This is a genomic window from Pyxidicoccus sp. M15 (assembly GCF_056858435.1).
This window is the reverse complement of sequence record NZ_CM166495.1, coordinates 912,166-931,613: the sequence shown is the minus strand read 5'-3', so window position 1 is coordinate 931,613 and position 19,448 is coordinate 912,166. Positions and strand designations below refer to the sequence as shown.

The window sequence follows — 19,448 nt, the reverse complement described above, 5'->3', positions numbered from 1 at the left end:
CCCCTGCCATGCGGTTTCAATATCACGCCGGGCTCACGGGCTGCTGGCACGGTAGAGTCCGCGCATGGGCCCTGCTCCCGTCCCCACGGTCATTGAAATCGGTCCCCGCGACGCCGCGCTCCAGGCCGCGTTCTGCGACTACGTGCCCCAGGTCTTCCGCCGCGCCGACTTCCGGCACTGGCGCGAGTGGGGAGAGTGGGACGACGACTACCGCGCCTACGCCCTCTTCGAGGACGGCCGCGTGGTGGCCAATACCTCGGTGATGCGGATGCGGCTGCGCATGGACGGGCGCGAAGTCCCCGCCTTCCAGCTCGGCGCGGTGGGCTGCATTCCCTCGCACCGCGGAAGGGGCCTGTCGCGCGTGGTGATGGACGCGGCGCTGGCGGCCTGCGGCGACGCTCCGGTGCTGCTGTTCGCCAACCCCCGGGTGCTCGAGTTCTACCCGCGCTTCGGCTTCCAGCCGTGGCCGCAGACGCTCTTCGCCGCCGGGCACGAAGCCGCGCCGGAAGGCCCGCCCGCCCCCACGCTGGATTTGGAGGATGCGCAGGTCCGGTCCCGCTTCGCCGCGCTCTCCCGCGAGGGCATTCCCTCCACGGAGCGCTTCGGCGCGCGCGGCTACGCGACGATTGCGAGCTGGCACGTGGCGAACGGCTTCGCCCGGCCCCTGCGGCAGCTGGGCCCCGACACGTGGGTGTCCGCGAGCGTCGAGGGCGACACGCTGCACCTGGACGACGTCTTCACCCGCGAGCCCTTCGACTTGCGCGCCAGCCTCCCGCGCCTGATTGACCGCCCCATCCGGAGCATCCGCTTCGGCTTCACCCCGGAGCGCTGGTGGCCGGGCGCGGTGGAGGCCGGCGAGGACACCGAGGCCGACCTGTTCGTGCGCAGGCTGCTCCCGTCACGCGAGCCCCACCGCTTCCCCGTGCTGGCGCACACCTGACGCCGCTCCCCTGCTCCCACACCAGGGAGCCGGGCGTCAGGCGCGAGCCCGGAGACTTGCCGCGCACCTTCACGGGACGGAGAACACACCCATGGACCCAGGCACGTTCGCCCGAGAGCGCGAGGACATGGCCCGGCACACCATCCCCCAGCTCATCGACCTGCTGGAGAGCGAGGACCTGCGCACGCGCTTCCTCGCGGAGATGGTGCTGAGGGACGCGACGTCCACGTGACTCCACTTCCAGCCCGCGGGTCCGCGGGAGGAACGGGAGCGCGCGGTGCGGGAGTGGCGCGACTGGTGGGCCGAGCACCGCCGCACCTTCAAGCGGCGTTGGGGGCGCTCGGCCGGAGCCGGCGACGGTGACGCACATCCGGACTCCGGGTAGCCGCCCCGCTCCAGGGCGGCCACCCGATGGCACGTCGCTACGGCCCGCTCACTCGCGAGCCCGGTCCGACGACCTGGACACAGCTGCGAGCCAGCATCAGACCACACCCTCCGTGGCGAGACGGGCCCCGCGGCGCCAGCTCCCATCCACGAGCCGCTGGATGCGCTGCTCAAGCGGCGGGTGGGTGGAGAACAGGGCCATCATGCCGCCCCCGCGGATGCCGAAGGCGCGCATGTTGGACGGCAGCAGGGCGGACTCGTCCTGCAGCTGGCGCAGCCGGTTGAGGGCGCGAGCCATGGCGCCCGCGTCCACCAGCGTGGCGCCGCCGTCGTCCGCGCGGAACTCCCGCCGCCGGCTGAACCAGGCGACGATGATGCTGGCGCCGATGCCGAGCAGCAGCTGCATCACCAGGCTGGTGATGAAGTACGCGGGCCCGGTGCCGCCGTGCTCCTCCCCGTCCTCGGAGCGGTTGAGGAACCGGTCCACGACGAAGCCCACCACGCGGCTCACGAAGATGACGAAGGTGTTGAGCACCCCCTGCAACAGGGTGAGCGTCACCATGTCGCCGTTGGCGACGTGGGCCACCTCGTGGCCGAGCACCGCCTCCACCTCGTCGCGCCGCATGCCGTGGAGCAGGCCGGTGGACACGGCGACCAGCGCGTTGTCCCGCCGCGCGCCCGTGGCGAAGGCGTTCATGTCCGGGCTGTCGTAGATGGCCACCTCGGGCGTGCCGATGCCAGCGTCACGCGCCAGGCGGTGGACGGTGTGCACCAGCCACTGCTCGGCCTCGGTGCGAGGCGAGTCGATGACGTGTGCGCCGGTGCTCCACTTCGCCATCGTCTTGGAGAGCAGCAGCGAGATGATGGAGCCGCCAAAGCCCATCACCGCCGACATGATGAGCAACGCGGTCAGGTTGAGCCCCGAGCCCTGACGGGCCAGGAAGCTGTCCACGCCGAGCAGCCGCCCGACGATGGCCAGCATCGCCACCACCGCGAGGTTGGTCAGGATGAACAGCGCGATGCGACCGACGAAACTTCTCTTCATGGCCCTCTCTCCGAAAGAACGCGTTGACCTCAACATTCAGCGGCGCGGAGCGAATGCAAGTCGGCGCGACCGGGAAGTGTCGTGGCGCACCAGGAACAGCGCCGGGCCAGGCGCCTTCCAGAGATTGTTCCTTCGTCGAGGTGAGGTTTTCCCTATGGCTGGAGGAGATGTGGCTGGTTAGACGTCAGGGAGAAGACACCGGGGCCGCTCACGGGGACGTCGCCGTAAGTCGCTCACCGAGCAGCTGGGCATACCGGTGTCGGCTGATGTTGCGGCCGGTGATGACGACGGCGACGTGGCGGAAGCCCTCGGGCGGGTGGCGCAGCAGGGCGGCCACGGTGGCGGCGCCGGAGGGCTCGACGACGAGCTGGTGTTCCTCCAGCAGCCACGCCATCGCGTCCTGGATGTCCGCCTCCGACACGAGCAGCACCCGGTCCACGTACTCGCGGGCCAGGGGCAGCGTGAGGGTGTCGGGCTCGGGCTGCGCGCCCAGGCCGTCGGCGATGCTCGGCCGGGACTCCACGGGGACGGGCCGGCCATGGCGCATCCACTCGGCGAGCACCGGGCTCACCTCCGGCTGCACGCCCCACAGCTGCATGCGCGGGTTGCGCGCCTTCATCGCCACGCCCATGCCGCTGATGAGGCCACCCCCGCCAATGCCCACCACCGCGAGGTCCACGTCCGGCAGGTCCTCGAGCACCTCCAGCCCCACGGTGCCGCCACCGGCGATGATGTCCGGGTCGTTGTAGGCGGAGACGAAGAGGCGCTGGTGCTCGCGAGCGTGAGCGCGGGCCGCGTCGCGCGCGGCGGGTACGGAGTCGTGGAAGTGGAGTCGCGCCCCGTCGCGGCGCATCACCTCCACCTTGCGAGCGTCCGCGGTGTGCGGAAGGAACAGCTCCACGGGGACGCCGAGCCGCCGTCCCGCATGAGCGAGGCCAATGCCATGCCCTCCGGCGGTGGAGGCCACCACGCCCCGCGCCCGCGTCGACGCGTCCACGGACAGCAGCTTGTTGAAGGAGATGCGCGGCTTGAAGCTGCCCGTCACCTGGAGGCACTCCAGCTTGAGGAAGACGCGGCCGCCGGTCCGCGCGGAGAGCGCGGCGGAGGGCTCCAGCGGCGTGTGGCGGATGAACGGGGCGATGCGCTCGCGCGCCTGGAGGATGGACTGGGGCGTGACGGCCCGGAGCTCGGAGGACACGTGGACTCCTGTCTGCGGCGCGACGACGGGGCCATGAGGCCACGCGCGCGGCCCCAGGGATGTGCCAGCCGGGGTGCCCACGCGGAAGGGGCAGGAGCGCGGGGGCAGACATGCGAGAATGCAGGCGTGGACTGGAATGACCTGCGCTACCTGCTGGCCGTGCATGAGGGCGGCTCGCTCGCATCGGCGGCTCGCAAGCTGCGCGTGGACGCGGCGACGGTGGGTCGGCGGCTCGCGGCGCTGGAGCGCGCCGTGGGCGTGCGCCTCCTGGAGAAGGCGCCTGGCGGCATGCGGCTGACAGCCGCGGGCGAGCAGGCGGTGGACGCCGCCCGGCACATCGACGACACGGCCACCACGCTGGAGCGCCAGCTCGCCGGAGCCGACGTCCAGGTGTCCGGCAGCGTGCGCGTCACCGCGCCGGAAACAGTGGTGAGCCACATCCTCGCGCCCCACCTGCCCGACTGGCGCGAGCGCCACCCCGCGCTGCGCCTGGAATTGCTGGCGGCCACGCAGGTGCTCAACCTCTCGCGCCGCGAAGCGGACCTCGCCGTGCGGCTGTTCCGCCCGCAGGAGCCCACGCTCACCGTGCGCAAGCTCGGAGACCTCTCCTTCGCGCTGTATGGCTCGAAGGCCTACGTGCGCAAGCACGGGCGTCCGAAGCTGGAGGCCCTGCGCGAGCACGTGCTGCTCGGCTACGACGACTCCTTGTCGCAGACGCCGGAGCAGCAGTGGCTGGAGCGCGCGGGAAACGGGGCCCTGTTCGCCCTGCGCAGCAACAGCCGCTATGTGCTCCTGGAGGCGGCGCGCAAGGGACTCGGGCTCACGGTGCTGCCCTGCTACCTCGCGGACGCGGTGCCGGACCTCGTGCGGCTGTCCCCGGTGGATGCCCTGCCCACGCGAGAGGCGTGGCTCGTCGTACACCCGGACCTCCAGCACGCCGCTCGCGTGCGGGCGGCCATCGACCTGCTGGTGGAGGCATTCCAGCGGGAAGCGCCCCGGCTGCGCGGGGAGCGTCCGTGAGGACCTGGAGCGCCCATGCCGTATGAGCGGCTCAAGAAGGGCGACCTGCTGATCATGTCCCGCGTGCCAGGCTTCGAGGACGAGCTCCACCGCGTCCGCCTCCAGCTCGCCGCGTCGGGCCGGGCGTTGTACACGCACTCGTGGCTCGTCCCTGGCGGAGGGCCGGTTTCCGAGCAGACGAAGCACGTCTTCAATGCCTCGGTCCTGCGAAGGATTTCGAGCCTCCTCCAGGGGCTTCCGCCCCAGGGCCCTCCGCACAGAGTCATCGACGACTTCGCCTCGTGGGAGCTCGAGATTTGGAGCGGAGAGGAGGTTCGCACCATCCGCATCCATGAGATCTACCTCGAGGAGCGCAGGCGCCAGCACTTCGAGAGCCACTTCGGCGCGGAGACCTATCCCGCCATCCAGCGCATCCGCGCCCTCTGGGCCCTGCTGAACTTCCCCTTCAAGCGGGCGTGGTGAGCACTACGTCCGCGCGGCGCCCACGTCGAGCGACGCCGCCGACGCCGGGCGTGCGGGCGCGGCCAACCGGCTGCGCAGCCAGCGGCGCGCGGGCTCCTCCACGCGGCGGAAGACGACGAGCGAGATGGCCACGCACAGCAGCGCGTAGCCGGTGAAGAAGACCGGGCCCCGAGACCACCAGCCCAGCCGCAGGTACACGTCCACGGCGTGAAGCCAGCTGTTGATGGGCGAGTGCAGCAGGTACAGCGCATAGCTGGCCTCGCCCAGCGCCACCATGCCGGGCCGGGCCAGCGCCCGGGCGAGCGGGGCCGTCCCGCCCGCCAGTCCCCAGATGAGGCACGCGAAGCCGGGCAGCAGCGCCAGGTCCTTGAAGTACAGCGCGGGCCGTCCCCACGTCAGCCCCATCAGCATCAGGCTCGCGGCCACCCCCAGCGCCACCATGGCGAGGTCGAAGCGCCCGGAGGGCCGGGCATCCCGCTGGCGCAGGCAGTACAGCCGCCCCAGGAACACACCGCAGAGGAACTGGGGCAGGCGCAGGAGCGGGTTGTACGCCCCCACCGTCTTCCAGTCCTCGATGCTGATGGCGCTGCCGGGCATCGCGACGACGTGCAGGCCGTACAGCAGCCAGCCGCCCATGAGCAGCACGCCCGCGAGCGCCGACACTCCCAGAGCCACCCGCAGCCTGCCGGGGCTCATGCGCAGCACGGGCAGCGCCGCGAAGGGGAACACCAGGTAGAAGAACGCCTCCACGGACAGCGACCAGCCGGGACAGTTCCACTCGCACGCCGCGCCCGGGAGCCACGCCTGGAACAGCCCGCCCACCGCCGTACCGACGCCGGCGATGGTGAGCAGCGACTCGCCCGTGACGCCCTGCTGCTGGAGCACCCTGCCCACGAAGACGGGCGCGGCGACCACCAGGCCGAGCAGGTACACCGGATAGACGCGGGCGAAGCGGGCCGCCCAGAAGGCGCGCCGGGGCACCGAGGCATCCGGCTCGGCGCCCAGGTAGCTGTAGGCGAGGATGAACCCGGAGAGGACGAAGAACAGCGTCACGCTGTTGGGGCCACTGTCCAGCGTGTTGGCCAGCCACGCCGGCATGCCGTCCCGGTCCAGGTAGTGGAACAGCACCACGTGGAAGGCCGCGAGGAAGCGCAGGCCGGTGAGCGCGGGCAGCGGTCTGAGAGCGGTCCTCATGGATGCAGGCGCGGCAGCATGCATGAGCGCTCCGGGTGCGGCAACGCCTGCCCGCCCTCCCCCGCCGCCTGGCTGGCTGCCTCGCGGCGGGGGAGCCGTCGCTACGGGTAGCCCTGCCGCTTCACGAACGTCACCGCGCCCGAGGCGCTGATGCGCACGTACGGCCAGCCAGAGCTGAGGGCGAAGCGGTCGCAGGACTGGAGGCGCGTTTCGTTCTGGTAGAAGTGGGACATGAGGTTGACGATGAACTGGCCCTGCGAGCCCGGGGCATAGGCCGTGTAGTCCGCGATGCGGATGACGACGTCGTTCGGGTACTCGGTGTAGATGTACGCCCCCGGGTCGAGGGAGTTGATGACGTCATCAGCGAGCGAGACCCAGTTTCCCGGCGAGGACTCCATCCACATCTTCTGCTCGGCGTTGGTGCCGAACCGGATGGCGGACACCTTCCAGCACGAGCCCGACCCGGACACGCTGTCTGAGATGGTGAATATCTCGTACGGAACCGGAGCGCCGCCGGTCGGCGGGATGAAGCTCGGGTAGATGGGCGTGCCGGACGGACTGCGCGAGTTCAGGTCGACGGTGTAGTGCGGGGAGAACGGGCCATACACGCCGCCCGCCTGGGCGATGGACGCGGCGGCGAACAGGACCAGGGAGGAGAACTTCCAGAAGGTCTTCACGGTGGGCTCCTTGAGAAGGGGAGGCCCTCGATTCTGCACCCTCGGTCCCACGAAGCGATGGAGGCCCCGGACGTCCGGGAGGACGACCACGCCCACGCCGGACGCGCGCTCCGGGGCGGCGAGGAAGGCGGCGAAGTGATTGACTGGGGCCATGGTCCGGCTGGAGACAGAGACGCGGCTCGACGCGACGCCCGCCCAGGTGTGGCAGGTCCTCATCGACTTCGCCCGCTATCCCGAGTGGAACCCACTCCTGCTCGAAGCCCGGGGCGAAGCGAAGCCGGGCGGGCGCGTCGCGATGAAGGTGACCGCACCGGACGGCTCGGGAAAGCGGTACGGCTTCAAGGCCACCCTCGTGCGCTGCGAGCCCGACCAGGCGCTCGAATGGAGGGGCGGCGTGCCCGGAGTGCTGGCCGGCCTCCACTACTTCCGCCTGACTCCCGACGGCACGGGGACGCGGCTGGTCCACGGCGAGGACTTCTCCGGCTTCATCGTCACGCTCATGGGGCGCAAGCGCATCGAGGGCTTCCGGCCCGCCTACGAGGGCCTCAACCGCGCGCTCGCGGAGCGCCTGCGTGCCCTCTCCGCGTCACCGTGACGTGAACGCTTACTTCCGGTCCGCCGCCGTGGGTGCGGGAGTGGCCGGTACCCGAGCGAAGCGCAGGTCGCGCACGCGCCCGAGCCCCAGGCTCAACCCATCCACCCGCCCCGCGCCGTCCCGGGTGAAGCGCACGAAGGCCAACTCCGGCGCGAGGAACGCATCCTCGTACCTGGGCACCAGCGCATGGACGGCATCCGGCCGCCGACGCAGCACGAGCGACTCCTTCTCCACCGTCACCGTATAGGTGGCCTCCGCCTCGTCGCTCACATAGGTGCCCGCGTACTCCGCGAGCCGCGCCGCATCCGGCTGCGCCCGGGCCACCGGCACGAAGGGAATGCCGTCCCCATCCGCCGTGAGCAGCCGCAGGCCCGTGGGCCGCCCGTCCTTCCCCAGGTCGAAGGCGAGCTGCGTGGGTCCGTCCCCGACACGGAAGCGCGTGTTGGACACCGGTGTCAGCGCCCCCACGCCCTCCAGCGCCAGGTGCCCCTCCCGCATGCTCAACTCGAAGGCCTCGCCCGTGCGCGTGCTGCGGTAGAGCCCCACCCTGACGGCGAGCCGCTCCGCCGGGAGCGTCACCTTCGGCGACTCGGCAAGCGGAGCCGTCTGCCCGGCGAGGAGCAGGTCGGCGACCTCGTGCGCGAGCTTCCCCGGAGCGGCCTCCGCGAGGTTGCACAGCAGGGCCACGGACACGCCCTGGCGCGGATAGCGCGCGAGGAAGGCACGGTAGCCCGCCGTCGCGCCACCGTGGCTCACCTCGGGAAGCCCCTTGTACGTCGTCATGACGAGCCCCGCCGCGTACTCGATGCGCCGGCCGCTGGTGAGCCGCCCCTGGCGCTGAAGCTCCTGGAGGAACCCCGGCCCGCCCACCTTCGCGCGCACGAGGCCATCGTCCCAGCGCAGCAGGTCTCCCACCGTGGTGAGCAGCCCGCCGTTGCCATGCACGTTCTCGAACGGCATCTCCGAGTGGAACCGCTCCCCCTGCGTCGAGTACGCCGTGGCCCGCCCCTTCACCACGCGGGTGAAGTCGTCGCGCCACTGCGTGTGCGTCATGCCGAGCGGGATGAACAGCCGCTGCCTCGTGAAGTCCGCGAAGGACTGCCCGCTGACCCGCTCGACGATGATGGCGAGCAGGTTGTAGCCGGTGTTGCAGTAGAGGAACTCGGTGCCGGGCGTGAAGTTGAGCGACTTCTGCCGGCTCACCACGTCCAGCACGTGCGCGTGGGTGTGGATGCGGGTGCCCCGGGGCCAGCCCCCCGCCTCCACCACGGTGCCCCAGTCGCGCAGGCCGCTCGTGTGGTTCATCAACTGCCGCAGGGTGATGGGGGCGCCATGGTCCGGCAGCTCCGGGACGTAGCGGCGCACGGAGTCCTCGAGCGAGAGCTTCCCCTCCCGCGCGAGCAGCAGCACCGCCGCGGCGGTGAACTGCTTGGACACGGAGCCCGCCTCGAACACCGTGCCGGGCGTGTTCGGAAGGTCGTGCTCCAGGTTCGCCTGCCCATAGGCCCGCTCGAGCACCGGCGTGCCATTCCGGCTCACCGCCACCGCGCAGCCCGGAGAGCCCGGTGCGGTGAAGCGCGAGAACACCGCGTCCACCCGCGCCGCGAGCCCGGCGTCGGGCGCGGGAGGCGTGACGCCCTCCGCTCCGGCGAGCGCCGGCAGGAGTGAAACGACGAAGAGCAGGGCACGCGTCAGGCGGAGGGTCATCAGGGCCCGGAAGCCTACCGTGACGATGAGCAAGACACAGCCACTGCGCGACGGCGCCGGCACAGTTCCCCAGAATCGCAGGGAGGCCTTCCTCGGGTGCGTGGCACTGGCTATAGCCAGGACATGCCCTTGCTGAACCTCGTCTCGGAATCCGCCGCGCTGCCCCAGGCGTGGCGCTCGCGCGTGTTGGGGAAGGTGGGCGCGGCGAACGTGAAGGTGCTGCGCATGGATGCACTGCCGCTCGAAGAGGAGTCGCATCCGTACGACGAAGCCCTGCTGGTGCTGGAGGGAGTCATGGAGCTGTCGGTGTCCGGCGTTCCCACCACCGTGCGCGCGGGGGAGCTGTATCTCGTGGAGGCGCGGACGCCGCACACCGTGCGGGAGGGCAGCCAGGGGACGCTGGTCATCATCGACCTGTAGCCGGGCGCGGTATCCTCCCGCGCATGGCGTTCCGTGGCCTTCCCATTCTGCTCGACCGGCGTGTTCCCTTCGTTTCGGCCGTGGTCGATGTCATCGAGGGACGTGCCGACATCTCGGCCGCGATTGAAGTGCTCACTGCGGCGGAGCAGCGGTGCGGTGTCGCCTTCTGGCGTGACCTGGCGGGCCGCGACTCACAGCTGGCGGCGGGCACCTTCCTTCCCGTGAGCAGTGAGGCCCCTCCGACGCTGCGGGAGACGCTGGACCTGGTCCGCCGGTGGGAGGACTTCGAGAAGGTCTTCCGGAGCGTGAACGAAGACCCGAGGGCGGACGCCCTGGACGCAGCCGTCGCCCGGCTTCTCAGCGAGACGCACCTGGTGCTGTCCGGGATGGACTTCACCAATGACACCTTCGTGCGCTCCAGCGATGGAATCGTGGCGGCGTGGACCCAGCGCGCCTGGGGCGGCTTCCTCGCGCGCTGGGCGAACGACAGCGGTTGGGGCCCTGTCTTCGACGAGCAGGGGAACCGCCATGCCTGGGACTACGTGGACTTCTATTACATGAACGCGGAACTCCTGGAGCTGTACCCCCGGTGGCGCGAGGTCCTCATGGACGTGCTCCACCAGAAGACGCTGCGGGCCCGCTGAGCACGCGACTTCACTGCGCTTTGTCAGCCCGACTCTTCATTCGCGTGTCCGTGGCAATCCAGTTCACTTCCCAGGTCTTGCCCCCATCGGCGGAGAAGGCCTGTTCGAATCGGCAGGAATCCGGCGTGATGTCCGAGATGACGAAGCGAACGAAGATGGCGCGGCCATTCAAGGTTTCCTGGGCGTAGAACTCTCCGCGTCCATTCTCGAAGCCACCAATCGTGGGCAGGGTCAGCGTGCCGCTGGCGCTGTTGGAGAAGTTGAGGCTCCACTGGCGGGACTCGGGGTTGTACAGGCGCAGCGACAGCCCTTCGATGTGCCCCGCCGGACCGGTGACATCAAGCTCCACCAGATTGGCGCGCCCGTTCCAGACCTTCCGAACCACCGTGGTGCCCTCGTACTCGACCCAGTCATTGGAACCGGTCAGGGGACGGAGGCGGCGCTTCAGCTGGGTCTTCCAGGTCCCCAGCTCCCAGTCGAAGTCACGTTGACCATCTCGCAGCGCGGCCTGTGGAGGCTGCTTCTTCGCCGCATTGGAACCCTCCTGTGCGCTCGCTTGAAGGGGCTTCACAGTGATGAGCAGGATGGACAGCAGGAGAGACGTTCGAAAGAGCCTGGGCGTAATCATCAGGGGCGCCATGGTCGATGCGACCTGGCACCGTCGCAATAGCCACTTCCCATGGAGCTGGCATGACCACCCTGGGGCTGGCAGACACGAGTTCAGGAGACACGTTGACGATGACGACCTGGCAGAGCCGAGCCCTGAGAGAGACCCGCACCTTCGTCGAGCCATTGCTCGCGGGACGCCGCCGCGTACTCGACGTGGGCTGTGGAAAGGGAGAGCTGGCCGCGGTGCTCGCGAGCGCGGGCCACGAGGTGACGGCCATCGACGTGAAGCTGCCCCCGGAACGCGCCGCCGCGCCGGGCGTGACATGGCACGCGACAGGGCTGCTCGACTTCGACGCGGCCCCCTTCGACGCCATCCTCTTCGTGACGTCACTGCACCACATCACTCCGCTCGCCAAAGCCATCGAGCACGCACGCAGACTGCTCGTCCCGGGAGGACTGCTCATCGCCGAGGAGTTCTCCGTCGAAGCGCCCGATGCCGCCACGGCGCGCTGGTATTTCGAGACGCAGGAGCTGCTCGCGGCCGCCGACCGCTACCCGTCCCCGCGCATCCACGGCGCTCCGTCCACGGAGCCCGTGTCACGCTGGCGTGAAGAGCACGCGCATGACGGGGAGGTGCTCACGGAGGGCTGGCGGATGAAGGAGGAGCTCGGCCGGAGACTGGAGCTCCTCGGAGCCCGCGAGGGCCCGTATCTCTACCGCTACATCAGCACGGGCACCGCCGCGCACTGCGGCGCGGGGACACCGCTCGCGGACGCCATCACCGACCACGTCTTCCGTGCGGAGCAGCGTGGCATCGAGGTCGGCACGTTGAAGCCGGTGGGACTGCGCCTGTGGGCCCGGCGCTCCGCATGAGGCACATGTGAGTAAGCCGGGCCGCGTGACGAGCAACCACAGGGTGCGCCACAGCCGGCCGTCCAGGTGGAGGCGCTCCTGCAGCAACTGCTTCGTGTACGGCGTGAAGCGCTACGCGTCGCGCGTGAAGCGCTTCGCTCCGCACTGCGCACAGTAGGGACCGGTCAACACGGCGCCACAGTCGGCACAGGGCGCCTCGGGAGCGGCCGGAACGGCGGCCTCCGGCTCGGACGGCGGCGACGGCTGTGCGACGGACATGCCCGGGAGTCTACAGGCTGCCCGGCCGCGAGGTACGCTGGGGCCGGCAATGCCCCAGGACCCTCGTGACCATCTCCCCGACGTGCGCGACGGGCTCACCCGCGTGGAGCGAATCATCCTCCACACGCTGCACCAACTGCAGGAGCAGCGCGGCGGCCGCAACGTCCCCACGGCGATGCTCTACGGGTACGTCGTCGAGCACGTGAACCTCCGCCCCGACGAGTTCCAGGCCATCCTCGCGCGCCTCGTCGGCCGCGGGAGCTTGTGACAGCTCCAGGCTAGCGACGGGACGTTTCCGAGTGCCGCCGCACGAACTGGAGGAACTCGCCAAGGTGGCTCTTGTAGAAGTGGAGCCGGAGTCCAGGCTGGTGTGGCAATGGATAGACGATGCGCTCCACCTGTGAGTGCTCGACCGGAATGGCGGACATCACTCCCTGAGGCTCCTCGTATCCCCAGTAGGTCCGCACGAAGGGGGAACCTCCGTCACGCACGAGGGCGCTCAACACCGGCTGACCAAGGCTCACCACGGTTGCATCAGCGAATCGGGCGAGCTCCCTCCGGAGGATGGGAAGAGTCAGGTCCGCGCCTTCCTTAAGGACGTTCTGGCCATTCGCCTTGGCGATGACCGTGGGAGGCCTTCGGAAGAAGTGCTTGCAGACGTTGGTGGCGTAGACGTTCTCCAGCCCCAGCCCCAGAGCCTTGGCAATCTGCTCGATGTACCGGCGCAATGAACCGGGCTTGTCGAGGTTCAACACGGTTTGGATGCGCGCTCTATGAGCGTCGTTCTTGATGGTGGGGTCCTGTCCGAGGACGACCAGACGGATTTCCCCGCCCCCCACGAACGGAAGAGGAATGGGCAGGCGCGTGTCGATGTGGGGCTGGAGCGTGTTGCGCAGGGCCAGCTCGTCACGAGCCGCCTCCGCGACGCGCTGGATGTCCTGGATGAATGGGTGAAGCTCGTTCACGGTCCCCTCATGAACCCGTACCGGAGCCGATCCGTGGAGGTGCGGGACGTTCGGTCCCGTTCAGGACATGGAAGGATGGTTGCCAGGATTGACCTCTTCGCAGCCATGGCACATCCACCAGCAACCAAGGCGCCGTGTCTCGCGTCTGGTACCGCAAGAGGGCGACATCCGCGAGCAAGTGGTCGCACTGCTCGCTGGTGTTGGAGCCGAAAACCAGGACCTTGGTGCGCGCGCGAACGGCTGCGAGTTTGACAGCCTCTTCGAGAACATTCACCCGCGTATGCCTCACGTCTCCGAACCGCCCCCACTCGGACTCCAGGCCCAGCAACACCTCCCGTTCCCCCAGGAGGCATTCATCCCAGTAGGGGTCCGTGTAGTACCGGCCAGAGTAGTCGGGGTAGGTCGAGTGGGTGAGGTCCAGAAGGAACTCGGCACGGGAGGTACGCATCGGGATGTCGCGCAGGCATGCGAAGAAAGGACGCCAATCCTTCCGAACATCCCGTGCACGTGCATCCACGAGCACTGGCTGGCCGGAGAACGTACCTGCGGCGCAGGCGAACCAGTCGAGGACCAGCTCGGTCCACACTTCCGTGGGCGGTTCCAGGCTTCGGTCGTAACCGCGCACCATGGCATCGACCAACTGCGCACCTGCGGTGGTCAGTTCCGCTGAGTCGTAGCGCACGAACTTGAAGTGGCCGGGCATCGAACCTCCAGTGGGGACCACACAGAGGTAGCCGAGGGCCTCTAGCTGCCGGAATCCCCCCACAGAGTTATGTATCCGGGACAACTGGAGGCTCGTACCCCGGTGAGGGTTCTACGCCACCCTTCGCTACCCTTCCCGTCCAGCGCCCTTCAGGATGGGAACGAGCCGCTCGCGAACTTCCGACAGGAATGCGGCGAGACCGTTCTCCTGTCCACGCTGCTTCAGCACCTCGAGCGGTGTTTCTTCGAAGCACTGCCGCTCACGGTCCCAGTCGTCCGAAATCAGGTCACGGAGAGCACGCTTGATGTCGGTCTTCGCCCCGTGCTCGCGTGCATCCAGCGCATGGGACTTGCGGACGGGGTCCACGGAGAGGCGCTCCGTGAGGTCGTGAAGCCGGGCTGCCTCATCGGCATTTCCAGGCTCGAAGCCCGCGAGCACCCACGCTTCTCGCTTGGGCTCCGCCAGGGCAATGACCACCTTGAAAGGCCAGGGAGAGGTATTTCGTGCCTGCTCCAACCCCTCGCGACGCATCGGGTCCCCGTCACTGTCTCGAACCAGCACGACAGCATCCGGCTGCCGGTCGAGCGAGGCGAAGAGCAGCAGCGCCTGCCGCGCGATGAATGCATCCGGCCGACCGGCCTCACCACCGAAGCGCCCGAAGATGCTCTTGAGCCTGCGGCGTCCCAGTTCCCCGCGTACCTTCTGCCAGCGTACGAACCGTTCTTCTGGAACAGGATTGACGCCCGACCATGTGTAGAGGGTGTCGCACACTTCAGGAGCGAGCCAGTCGACTTCAGCGGCCAGGACCCGGTCTGCGATGCCACACGCAGTGAGCTGGTCCGCCCGCGCTTCGCAGACGACCCCGAACTCATAGGCGGGCTCACTCATTCGCGGCAGCCCCACCCGGCTTCAGCTTTCCAATCCAGTCCTCCCCCACGGTGCTCCAGAACTCCCCCGGAGCCATCAGGTCCTTCCACTTCTCGAACTCGGGGTGGGAGGTGAGCTTCTCGCAGCGGGCGAACCCGTTCTCCGCCAGGAAGGTCATCCGGACCTCCTTCGGGTCGAGGTAGTTCAGGATGAAGGGCGAGTGACTGGTGGCGACAATCTGCAGCCCGGGGTCACGCTTCTGGATGGCGCGCAGGGCGTCGATGAGCCGGGCCTGGGCCTCGGGGTGGAGCGACAGCTCGATGTCATCCAAGAGCACGAGCCGGGGCTTCGTAGGCCCCATCAGCGCGGTGAGCAGCCCGAGCACCATCAGGGTGCCTTCCCCGGCTGCCCCCGGTGCAACTCCCTTGGCCCCGCGCATGTCGAAGACGACCTGGTTCCCCCAGAGCGTGCGCTTCTCGGGAACCTCGTGGCGCTGGTCATCCAGGGCGATGGTCCGGATGGAGGTCTGCTCGACCGTGGCCCGTTCGATACGGACGCGGCGCACGGCGGGAACCACCTGCTTCAGCGCCAGCTCGATTTCGTTGAACACCTCGTCCTGACTCAGCTTGAGGTAGGCGAGCACGGACGCAAGCCCGCCGCCATCCGCGCGGAGAGAGGGAATCGGGTCGTCACTGTACGAAGCCTCCGCCAGCCGTCCGGGGACGAAGCGAAGGATGGTCGTTGCACTGAGACCGGCACGAAGCTCCGCCAGGGTTCCCCGGTCCACGTTTCCGCGGATGCCGGGGACTACGCCAGGAGGGCTCGGTTGACTCGGGTCCAGTTCCCCAGCCGAGAACTTCTGGCCCGTCACATCTCCCGCCAGCGCGAAGGGCAACCAGGTGGCACCGGCCTGCTGGACCGGTTCATGGGCACTGAATGCCCACGTCGCGGCGCTCACCCGCCCCCAGCGACCGGCGACCGTCACGGAAACCTTGCCATGGACCCCGTGAGACTGCACCAGCGGCCCGCGCCAGATGCCCTTGTCGCCCGTCAGCAGCTCCGTGGCCGCGGTCGTGAGCAGGCTCAGTCCCTCCAGCAACGTCGTCTTTCCCGACGCATTCGGCCCCACGAAGACCGTGAGGGGCTCCAGCTCCAGGTCGAGCGAGCGGTACGCCTTGAAGTTGCTGAACAGGACCCTCTTGATCACGACAGCCCCTCCAGACGTCGCGCACTCCGCCCCTCCCCCGCTCGGGAGAGGGGCCACCCCAGCATGTCAGTTCTTCGTAATCGGCCGGTACCGGATGCGGTGCGGCTCCAGGGCCTCGGGGCCGAGGCGCTTCTTCTTGTCCGCCTCGTAGTCCTGGAAGTTGCCCTCGAAGAAGAACACCTTGCTGTCCCCCTCGAACGCCAGGATGTGCGTGGCGATGCGGTCCAGGAACCAGCGGTCGTGGCTGATGACCACCGCGCAGCCCGCGAAGCTCAAGAGCGCATCCTCCAGGCTCCGCAGCGTCTCCACGTCCAGGTCGTTCGTGGGCTCGTCGAGCAGGAGCAGGTTGCCGCCGCTCTTGAGCATCTTCGCCAGGTGCACGCGGTTGCGCTCGCCGCCGGACAAATCCTTCACGCGCTTCTGCTGGTCCTGCCCCTTGAAGGCGAAGCCCGCCAGGTACGCGCGGCTCGGAATCTGTCCGCCCTTGCCCAGGTCCAGGTGGTCCAGCCCGCCGCTGACCTCCTGGAACACCGAGTTGTCACCATTCAGCGCGTCGCGGCTCTGGTCCACGTAGGCCAGCTTCACCGTCTCGCCCATGCGCAGCTCGCCCGCGTCCGGCTTCTCCACGCCCGTCATCATCCGGAACAGCGTCGTCTTGCCCGCGCCGTTGGGCCCAATCACGCCGACGATGCCACCCGGCGGCAGCTTGAAGTTCAGGTCGTCCACCAGCAGCCGGTCGCCGTACGCCTTGCGCAGCCCCTTGGCCTCCACCACCAGCCCGCCCAGCTTCGGCGCGGGAGGAATGATGATTTCGCCCGTGGGCTCGCGCTTCTCCTGCGACTGGTTGAGCAGCTCCTCGTACGCGGCGATACGCGCCTTGCTCTTCGCCTGACGCGCCTTGGGCGACTGACGCACCCACTCCAGCTCGCGCTTGAGCGTCTTCTGCCGGTGGCTCTCCGACTTCTCCTCCAGCGCCAGCCGGTTCTGCTTCTGCTCCAGCCAGCTGGAGTAGTTGCCCTTCCAGGGCACCCCCTCGCCGCGGTCCAGCTCCAGAATCCACTCGGCCGCGTTGTCCAGGAAGTACCGGTCGTGGGTGATGCAGACGATGGTGCCCTTGTACTCCTTCAGCGCCACCTCCAGCCACGCGACGCTCTCTGCGTCCAGGTGGTTGGTGGGCTCGTCCAAGAGCAGCAGGTCCGGCTTCTCCAGCAGGATGCGGCACAGCGCCACGCGGCGCTTCTCACCGCCGGACAGCTTCGTCACGTCCGCGTCGCCCGGAGGCAGGCGCAGCGCGTCCATGGCCATCTCGAGCGTCCGGTCCAGCTCCCAGCCGTTCACCGAGTCGATGTAGTCCTGGAGCCGCCCCTGCTCCGCCAGGAGCTTCTCCATGGCCGCGTCGTCCATGGGCTCGGCGAACTTCGCGCTGACCTCGTTGAAGCGGTCCAGCGCGGCGCGAATCTCCTTCAGGCCCAGCTCCACGTTCCCCTTCACGTCGAGCGAGGGGTCGAGCTGCGGCTCCTGCGCCAGGTAGCCCACCTTGGCGGACGGGTCCGGCTTGGCCACACCGAAGAACTCCGTGTCCACGCCCGCCATGATGCGCAGCAGCGTCGACTTGCCGGAGCCGTTGGGGCCGATGACACCAATCTTCGCGCCCGGGAAGAACGACAGGTAGATACCCTTGAGGATCTCCTTGCTGTTCTTGACCTTGCGCAGGTCCTGCATCGTGAAGATGAAATTCTGGGCCATCGCGGCTTTCCTGCCTCCGGCGGGGTGAGGGGCTCAGCGGATACCAGGGTGGAACAGCGCACTCAAGCCGCGCGCGTCCCCGGCCTCCCACCTCCGAGCGGGCCCCGACGCCCGGCAGGCATGCCCGGCCCGGAGGGGCCTGGAGCCGAGAGTCGGGGGGAGCGTCCGGTAACGGGCACTTCCCGGCTCCCGGCGGCCGCGCGGCGAGGGCTCAGGCGCCGCTCAGCAGCACCCGGAGCATGAGGGCCAGGGAGGCGACGGAGCAGACCGTCACCAGGGCCATCAGCGCCAGGGCGGCCACGCGCTCCCGGTGCTGGCGGCTCGCGGCGGATGGGTCCTCGGCGCGCTCCAGCGCGAGCCGGCGGGCGGTGACGCGCGGCAGGTAGACGAGCACCAGCCAGTCCCAGGTGAAGATGAAGCCCGCCCAGAGCCCGATGAACCACGCGAGCGAAAGCGAGAGCACGGTCGCCACGCCCATGCCCACCACCGCGATGCTGGCGGCGGCGCCGGCCATCAGGCCGTAGCGGCCAATCCCCCGCCGCTCCTCCTCGTCGCGCGCGCGGGTCCGCAGCTTCCGGACGGAGAACGAGATTCCGCCCAGCGTCCCGCCGAGCATGGCGAGCGGTGCGACGAAGGAGAGCCATGTCGCGCCCGCGCTGGTCGCCACCTTGAAGGACGCGCCGACGGCGGCGCCCGAGCCGAGCGTCGACGGCAGCAGGGCCATGACGTTCGCCGCCAGCTTCGAGTCCGGCGCCGTGCTCACGGCGAAGTCCCCCAGCCGCGCTTCGACGCCCTCGCGCAGCCGCGCCCGGGCCCGGGAGAGCCGCTTGCGCGCGGCCGGCTCGGACAGGTCCAGCAGCGACGCCACCTGCCGCAAGGACTTGCCCTCGCGGTAGTAGACGAGGAGCACCTCGCGGTCCTCCACCTCGAGCGCCATCAGCGCGTCGTCCAGGACGGAGTCCCGCTCCGCCGCCAGCAACTGCTCGGCCGCGGTGGCCCGCTCGTCGGCACGGCCCGCGAGGTGCTCCGTGTCCATGGGCACGTGCCGGTCGCGCAGCATGCGGAACGACAGGTGGCGCGTCATGTTGCGCAGCCACGGGAGGAAGGTGCGCGGGTTGCGCAGCCGGGCGAGGTCCTTCCACGCGGCGACGAACACTTCCTGGGCCACGTCCTCGCTGCGCCCCACGTCGTGGACGATGGACAGCGCGATGGCGCTCACCAGCCCGGCACAGCGCCGCACCAGCCGCTCGTAGGCGGAGCGGTCCCCCGCGGCGGCGAGGCGGACATCGGCTTCACTGAGGGTCGGTGGCGTAAGCATGGCTCTCCTGGCGTGGAACGGGGGCACCCTCAAGTGCCACCCCGGCCGGAGATGTGACCTGCGAGTCTACCGGACCCGCGCCGCCGTCCAACCCCGCGAAACCATGGGGGACAAAGGCGCCTGGAGCCCCGGGGAAATCCCGTCGAAAATGCTGGTCGAATTTCGCGGACCTCGTTCGACCCTTCGCCGGGGAGGCTCCTCTCCCCCGAACTTCAGAGGAACACCATGCGCTACCTGCTGGCCATCTACGAGAACGAGAAGGTGTGGGAGTCCCTGTCCAAGGACGAGACCGACCAGATCATGGCCGAGTACGGCTCCTTCACGGAGAGCATCCGCAAGAGCGGCAACTACGTGGCGGGCGAGGCGCTGCAGCCCGTGGTCACCGCCACCACGGTGCGCATCCGCGACGGCAAGCGCCTGACGACGGACGGCCCCTTCGCCGAGACGAAGGAGCAGCTGGGCGGCTTCTACCTCATCGACGCGGAGAACATCGACCAGGCCATCGCCATCGCCTCGCGCATCCCGAACGCGCGCACCGGCTGCATCGAGGTGCGCCCCGTGGTGGACTTCGGGGAGCAGGGCTGACGGCTCCGTGAGTCCCCGGGCCGCCGCTGTC

At 69.3% G+C, this 19,448-nt stretch carries 22 protein-coding genes; 10 read left to right on the top strand and 12 right to left on the bottom strand.

Annotation, left to right across the window (positions count from 1 at the left end):
* Positions 1-64 precede the first annotated feature (64 nt).
* Positions 65-940 (top strand): GNAT family N-acetyltransferase, encoded by an 876-nt coding sequence (locus tag ACX9TP_RS03745; RefSeq protein WP_482978323.1) that lies wholly within the window; start codon positions 65-67, stop codon positions 938-940.
* A gap of 91 nt (positions 941-1,031) precedes the next feature.
* Positions 1,032-1,172 carry a hypothetical protein gene (locus tag ACX9TP_RS03740; protein WP_482978322.1) on the top strand — a complete coding sequence of 47 codons (141 nt, stop codon included), beginning with the start codon at positions 1,032-1,034 and terminating at the stop codon, positions 1,170-1,172.
* 249 nt (positions 1,173-1,421) lie between these two features.
* Here ACX9TP_RS03740 and htpX read toward each other — a convergent pair whose 3' ends face one another.
* Together htpX and ACX9TP_RS03730 are read right to left on the bottom strand one after the other, a co-directional pair.
* Positions 1,422-2,369, bottom strand: a complete 948-nt coding sequence (gene htpX / locus ACX9TP_RS03735) for a protease HtpX (protein WP_482978321.1) — start codon at positions 2,367-2,369, stop codon at positions 1,422-1,424.
* 208 nt (positions 2,370-2,577) lie between these two features.
* Positions 2,578-3,567, bottom strand: coding sequence for a threonine ammonia-lyase (locus ACX9TP_RS03730; protein WP_482978320.1), 990 nt, complete (start codon positions 3,565-3,567; stop codon positions 2,578-2,580).
* A 126-nt stretch (positions 3,568-3,693) separates the two neighbouring features.
* Here ACX9TP_RS03730 and ACX9TP_RS03725 point away from each other — a divergent pair, with 126 nt between their 5' ends.
* Positions 3,694-4,587 (top strand): LysR family transcriptional regulator, encoded by an 894-nt coding sequence (locus ACX9TP_RS03725; RefSeq protein ID WP_482978319.1) that lies wholly within the window; start codon positions 3,694-3,696, stop codon positions 4,585-4,587.
* 15 nt (positions 4,588-4,602) lie between these two features.
* Complete coding sequence (locus ACX9TP_RS03720; RefSeq protein WP_482978318.1) at positions 4,603-5,049, top strand: hypothetical protein; 447 nt, start codon at positions 4,603-4,605, stop codon at positions 5,047-5,049.
* 3 nt (positions 5,050-5,052) lie between these two features.
* Here the strand turns inward: ACX9TP_RS03720 and ACX9TP_RS03715 are convergent, their stop codons facing one another.
* Positions 5,053-6,243, bottom strand: a complete 1,191-nt coding sequence (locus ACX9TP_RS03715) for an acyltransferase family protein (RefSeq protein ID WP_482978317.1) — start codon at positions 6,241-6,243, stop codon at positions 5,053-5,055.
* A 101-nt stretch (positions 6,244-6,344) separates the two neighbouring features.
* Entirely contained in the window at positions 6,345-7,073 is a 729-nt protein-coding gene (locus ACX9TP_RS03710) for a hypothetical protein (RefSeq protein WP_482978316.1), read from the bottom strand.
* Here ACX9TP_RS03710 and ACX9TP_RS03705 point away from each other — a divergent pair.
* A complete protein-coding gene (locus ACX9TP_RS03705) occupies positions 7,072-7,515 on the top strand; it encodes an SRPBCC family protein (protein WP_482978315.1) in 444 nt (147 codons plus the stop codon). The two genes, ACX9TP_RS03710 and ACX9TP_RS03705, sit on opposite strands and share 2 nt — an antisense overlap.
* Before the next feature lie 9 nt (positions 7,516-7,524).
* Here the strand turns inward: ACX9TP_RS03705 and ACX9TP_RS03700 are convergent, their stop codons facing one another.
* A complete protein-coding gene (locus ACX9TP_RS03700) occupies positions 7,525-9,222 on the bottom strand; it encodes a serine hydrolase (protein WP_482978314.1) in 1,698 nt (565 codons plus the stop codon).
* 123 nt (positions 9,223-9,345) lie between these two features.
* Between ACX9TP_RS03700 and ACX9TP_RS03695 the strand changes: the two genes are divergently transcribed.
* Complete coding sequence (locus ACX9TP_RS03695; RefSeq protein ID WP_482978313.1) at positions 9,346-9,642, top strand: cupin domain-containing protein; 297 nt, start codon at positions 9,346-9,348, stop codon at positions 9,640-9,642.
* Positions 9,643-9,722: 80 nt separating this feature from the next.
* On the top strand, positions 9,723-10,286 hold the full coding sequence (locus ACX9TP_RS03690; protein ID WP_482978312.1) for a hypothetical protein: 564 nt from the start codon (positions 9,723-9,725) through the stop codon (positions 10,284-10,286).
* A gap of 10 nt (positions 10,287-10,296) precedes the next feature.
* Here ACX9TP_RS03690 and ACX9TP_RS03685 read toward each other — a convergent pair whose 3' ends face one another.
* A complete protein-coding gene (locus tag ACX9TP_RS03685) occupies positions 10,297-10,926 on the bottom strand; it encodes a hypothetical protein (protein ID WP_482978311.1) in 630 nt (209 codons plus the stop codon).
* A gap of 98 nt (positions 10,927-11,024) precedes the next feature.
* Between ACX9TP_RS03685 and ACX9TP_RS03680 the strand changes: the two genes are divergently transcribed.
* Together ACX9TP_RS03680 and ACX9TP_RS03675 are read left to right on the top strand one after the other, a co-directional pair.
* Positions 11,025-11,768: a class I SAM-dependent methyltransferase gene (locus ACX9TP_RS03680; protein ID WP_482978310.1), complete on the top strand. Its 744-nt coding sequence runs from the start codon at positions 11,025-11,027 to the stop codon at positions 11,766-11,768.
* 307 nt (positions 11,769-12,075) lie between these two features.
* Entirely contained in the window at positions 12,076-12,294 is a 219-nt protein-coding gene (locus tag ACX9TP_RS03675; RefSeq protein WP_482978309.1) for a hypothetical protein, read from the top strand.
* Between the two features lie 10 nt (positions 12,295-12,304).
* On the opposite strand, the gene ACX9TP_RS03670 is transcribed toward ACX9TP_RS03675, so the two are convergent.
* The 6 genes from ACX9TP_RS03670 to ACX9TP_RS03645 all read right to left on the bottom strand — a co-directional run bounded on the left by ACX9TP_RS03670 (position 12,305) and on the right by ACX9TP_RS03645 (position 18,832).
* Positions 12,305-12,991: a uracil-DNA glycosylase family protein gene (locus tag ACX9TP_RS03670; RefSeq protein WP_482978308.1), complete on the bottom strand. Its 687-nt coding sequence runs from the start codon at positions 12,989-12,991 to the stop codon at positions 12,305-12,307.
* Positions 12,992-12,998: 7 nt separating this feature from the next.
* Positions 12,999-13,694, bottom strand: a complete 696-nt coding sequence (locus ACX9TP_RS03665; RefSeq protein ID WP_482978307.1) for a hypothetical protein — start codon at positions 13,692-13,694, stop codon at positions 12,999-13,001.
* Between the two features lie 126 nt (positions 13,695-13,820).
* Positions 13,821-14,582, bottom strand: a complete 762-nt coding sequence (locus ACX9TP_RS03660) for a hypothetical protein (protein WP_482978306.1) — start codon at positions 14,580-14,582, stop codon at positions 13,821-13,823.
* Positions 14,575-15,768: an AAA family ATPase gene (locus ACX9TP_RS03655; RefSeq protein ID WP_482978305.1), complete on the bottom strand. Its 1,194-nt coding sequence runs from the start codon at positions 15,766-15,768 to the stop codon at positions 14,575-14,577. Before ACX9TP_RS03655 ends, ACX9TP_RS03660 begins: the two co-directional genes overlap by 8 nt.
* A gap of 66 nt (positions 15,769-15,834) precedes the next feature.
* Positions 15,835-17,514 carry an energy-dependent translational throttle protein EttA gene (gene ettA / locus ACX9TP_RS03650; RefSeq protein ID WP_482978304.1) on the bottom strand — a complete coding sequence of 560 codons (1,680 nt, stop codon included), beginning with the start codon at positions 17,512-17,514 and terminating at the stop codon, positions 15,835-15,837.
* 211 nt (positions 17,515-17,725) lie between these two features.
* Positions 17,726-18,832, bottom strand: coding sequence for an RNA polymerase sigma factor (locus ACX9TP_RS03645; RefSeq protein WP_482978303.1), 1,107 nt, complete (start codon positions 18,830-18,832; stop codon positions 17,726-17,728).
* 225 nt (positions 18,833-19,057) lie between these two features.
* On the opposite strand from ACX9TP_RS03645, the gene ACX9TP_RS03640 reads away from it, so the two are divergent.
* Positions 19,058-19,417, top strand: a complete 360-nt coding sequence (locus ACX9TP_RS03640) for a YciI family protein (RefSeq protein WP_482978302.1) — start codon at positions 19,058-19,060, stop codon at positions 19,415-19,417.
* Positions 19,418-19,448 lie beyond the last annotated feature (31 nt).

Bases quoted from the DNA above. Each gene is read 5' to 3' on its own strand.
- ACX9TP_RS03745 (WP_482978323.1), top strand. From the start codon at position 65: ATGGGCCCTGCTCCCGTCCCCACGGTCATTGAAATCGGTCCCCGCGAC.
- ACX9TP_RS03740 (WP_482978322.1), top strand. From the start codon at position 1,032: ATGGACCCAGGCACGTTCGCCCGAGAGCGCGAGGACATGGCCCGGCAC.
- htpX (WP_482978321.1), bottom strand. From the start codon at position 2,369: ATGAAGAGAAGTTTCGTCGGTCGCATCGCGCTGTTCATCCTGACCAAC.
- ACX9TP_RS03720 (WP_482978318.1), top strand. From the start codon at position 4,603: ATGCCGTATGAGCGGCTCAAGAAGGGCGACCTGCTGATCATGTCCCGC.
- ACX9TP_RS03715 (WP_482978317.1), bottom strand. From the start codon at position 6,243: ATGAGGACCGCTCTCAGACCGCTGCCCGCGCTCACCGGCCTGCGCTTC.
- ACX9TP_RS03705 (WP_482978315.1), top strand. From the start codon at position 7,072: ATGGTCCGGCTGGAGACAGAGACGCGGCTCGACGCGACGCCCGCCCAG.
- ACX9TP_RS03710 (WP_482978316.1), bottom strand. From the start codon at position 7,073: ATGGCCCCAGTCAATCACTTCGCCGCCTTCCTCGCCGCCCCGGAGCGC.
- ACX9TP_RS03700 (WP_482978314.1), bottom strand. From the start codon at position 9,222: ATGACCCTCCGCCTGACGCGTGCCCTGCTCTTCGTCGTTTCACTCCTG.
- ACX9TP_RS03695 (WP_482978313.1), top strand. From the start codon at position 9,346: ATGCCCTTGCTGAACCTCGTCTCGGAATCCGCCGCGCTGCCCCAGGCG.
- ACX9TP_RS03685 (WP_482978311.1), bottom strand. From the start codon at position 10,926: ATGGCGCCCCTGATGATTACGCCCAGGCTCTTTCGAACGTCTCTCCTG.
- ACX9TP_RS03680 (WP_482978310.1), top strand. From the start codon at position 11,025: ATGACGACCTGGCAGAGCCGAGCCCTGAGAGAGACCCGCACCTTCGTC.
- ACX9TP_RS03675 (WP_482978309.1), top strand. From the start codon at position 12,076: ATGCCCCAGGACCCTCGTGACCATCTCCCCGACGTGCGCGACGGGCTC.
- ACX9TP_RS03665 (WP_482978307.1), bottom strand. From the start codon at position 13,694: ATGCCCGGCCACTTCAAGTTCGTGCGCTACGACTCAGCGGAACTGACC.
- ACX9TP_RS03660 (WP_482978306.1), bottom strand. From the start codon at position 14,582: ATGAGTGAGCCCGCCTATGAGTTCGGGGTCGTCTGCGAAGCGCGGGCG.
- ettA (WP_482978304.1), bottom strand. From the start codon at position 17,514: ATGGCCCAGAATTTCATCTTCACGATGCAGGACCTGCGCAAGGTCAAG.
- ACX9TP_RS03645 (WP_482978303.1), bottom strand. From the start codon at position 18,832: ATGCTTACGCCACCGACCCTCAGTGAAGCCGATGTCCGCCTCGCCGCC.
- ACX9TP_RS03640 (WP_482978302.1), top strand. From the start codon at position 19,058: ATGCGCTACCTGCTGGCCATCTACGAGAACGAGAAGGTGTGGGAGTCC.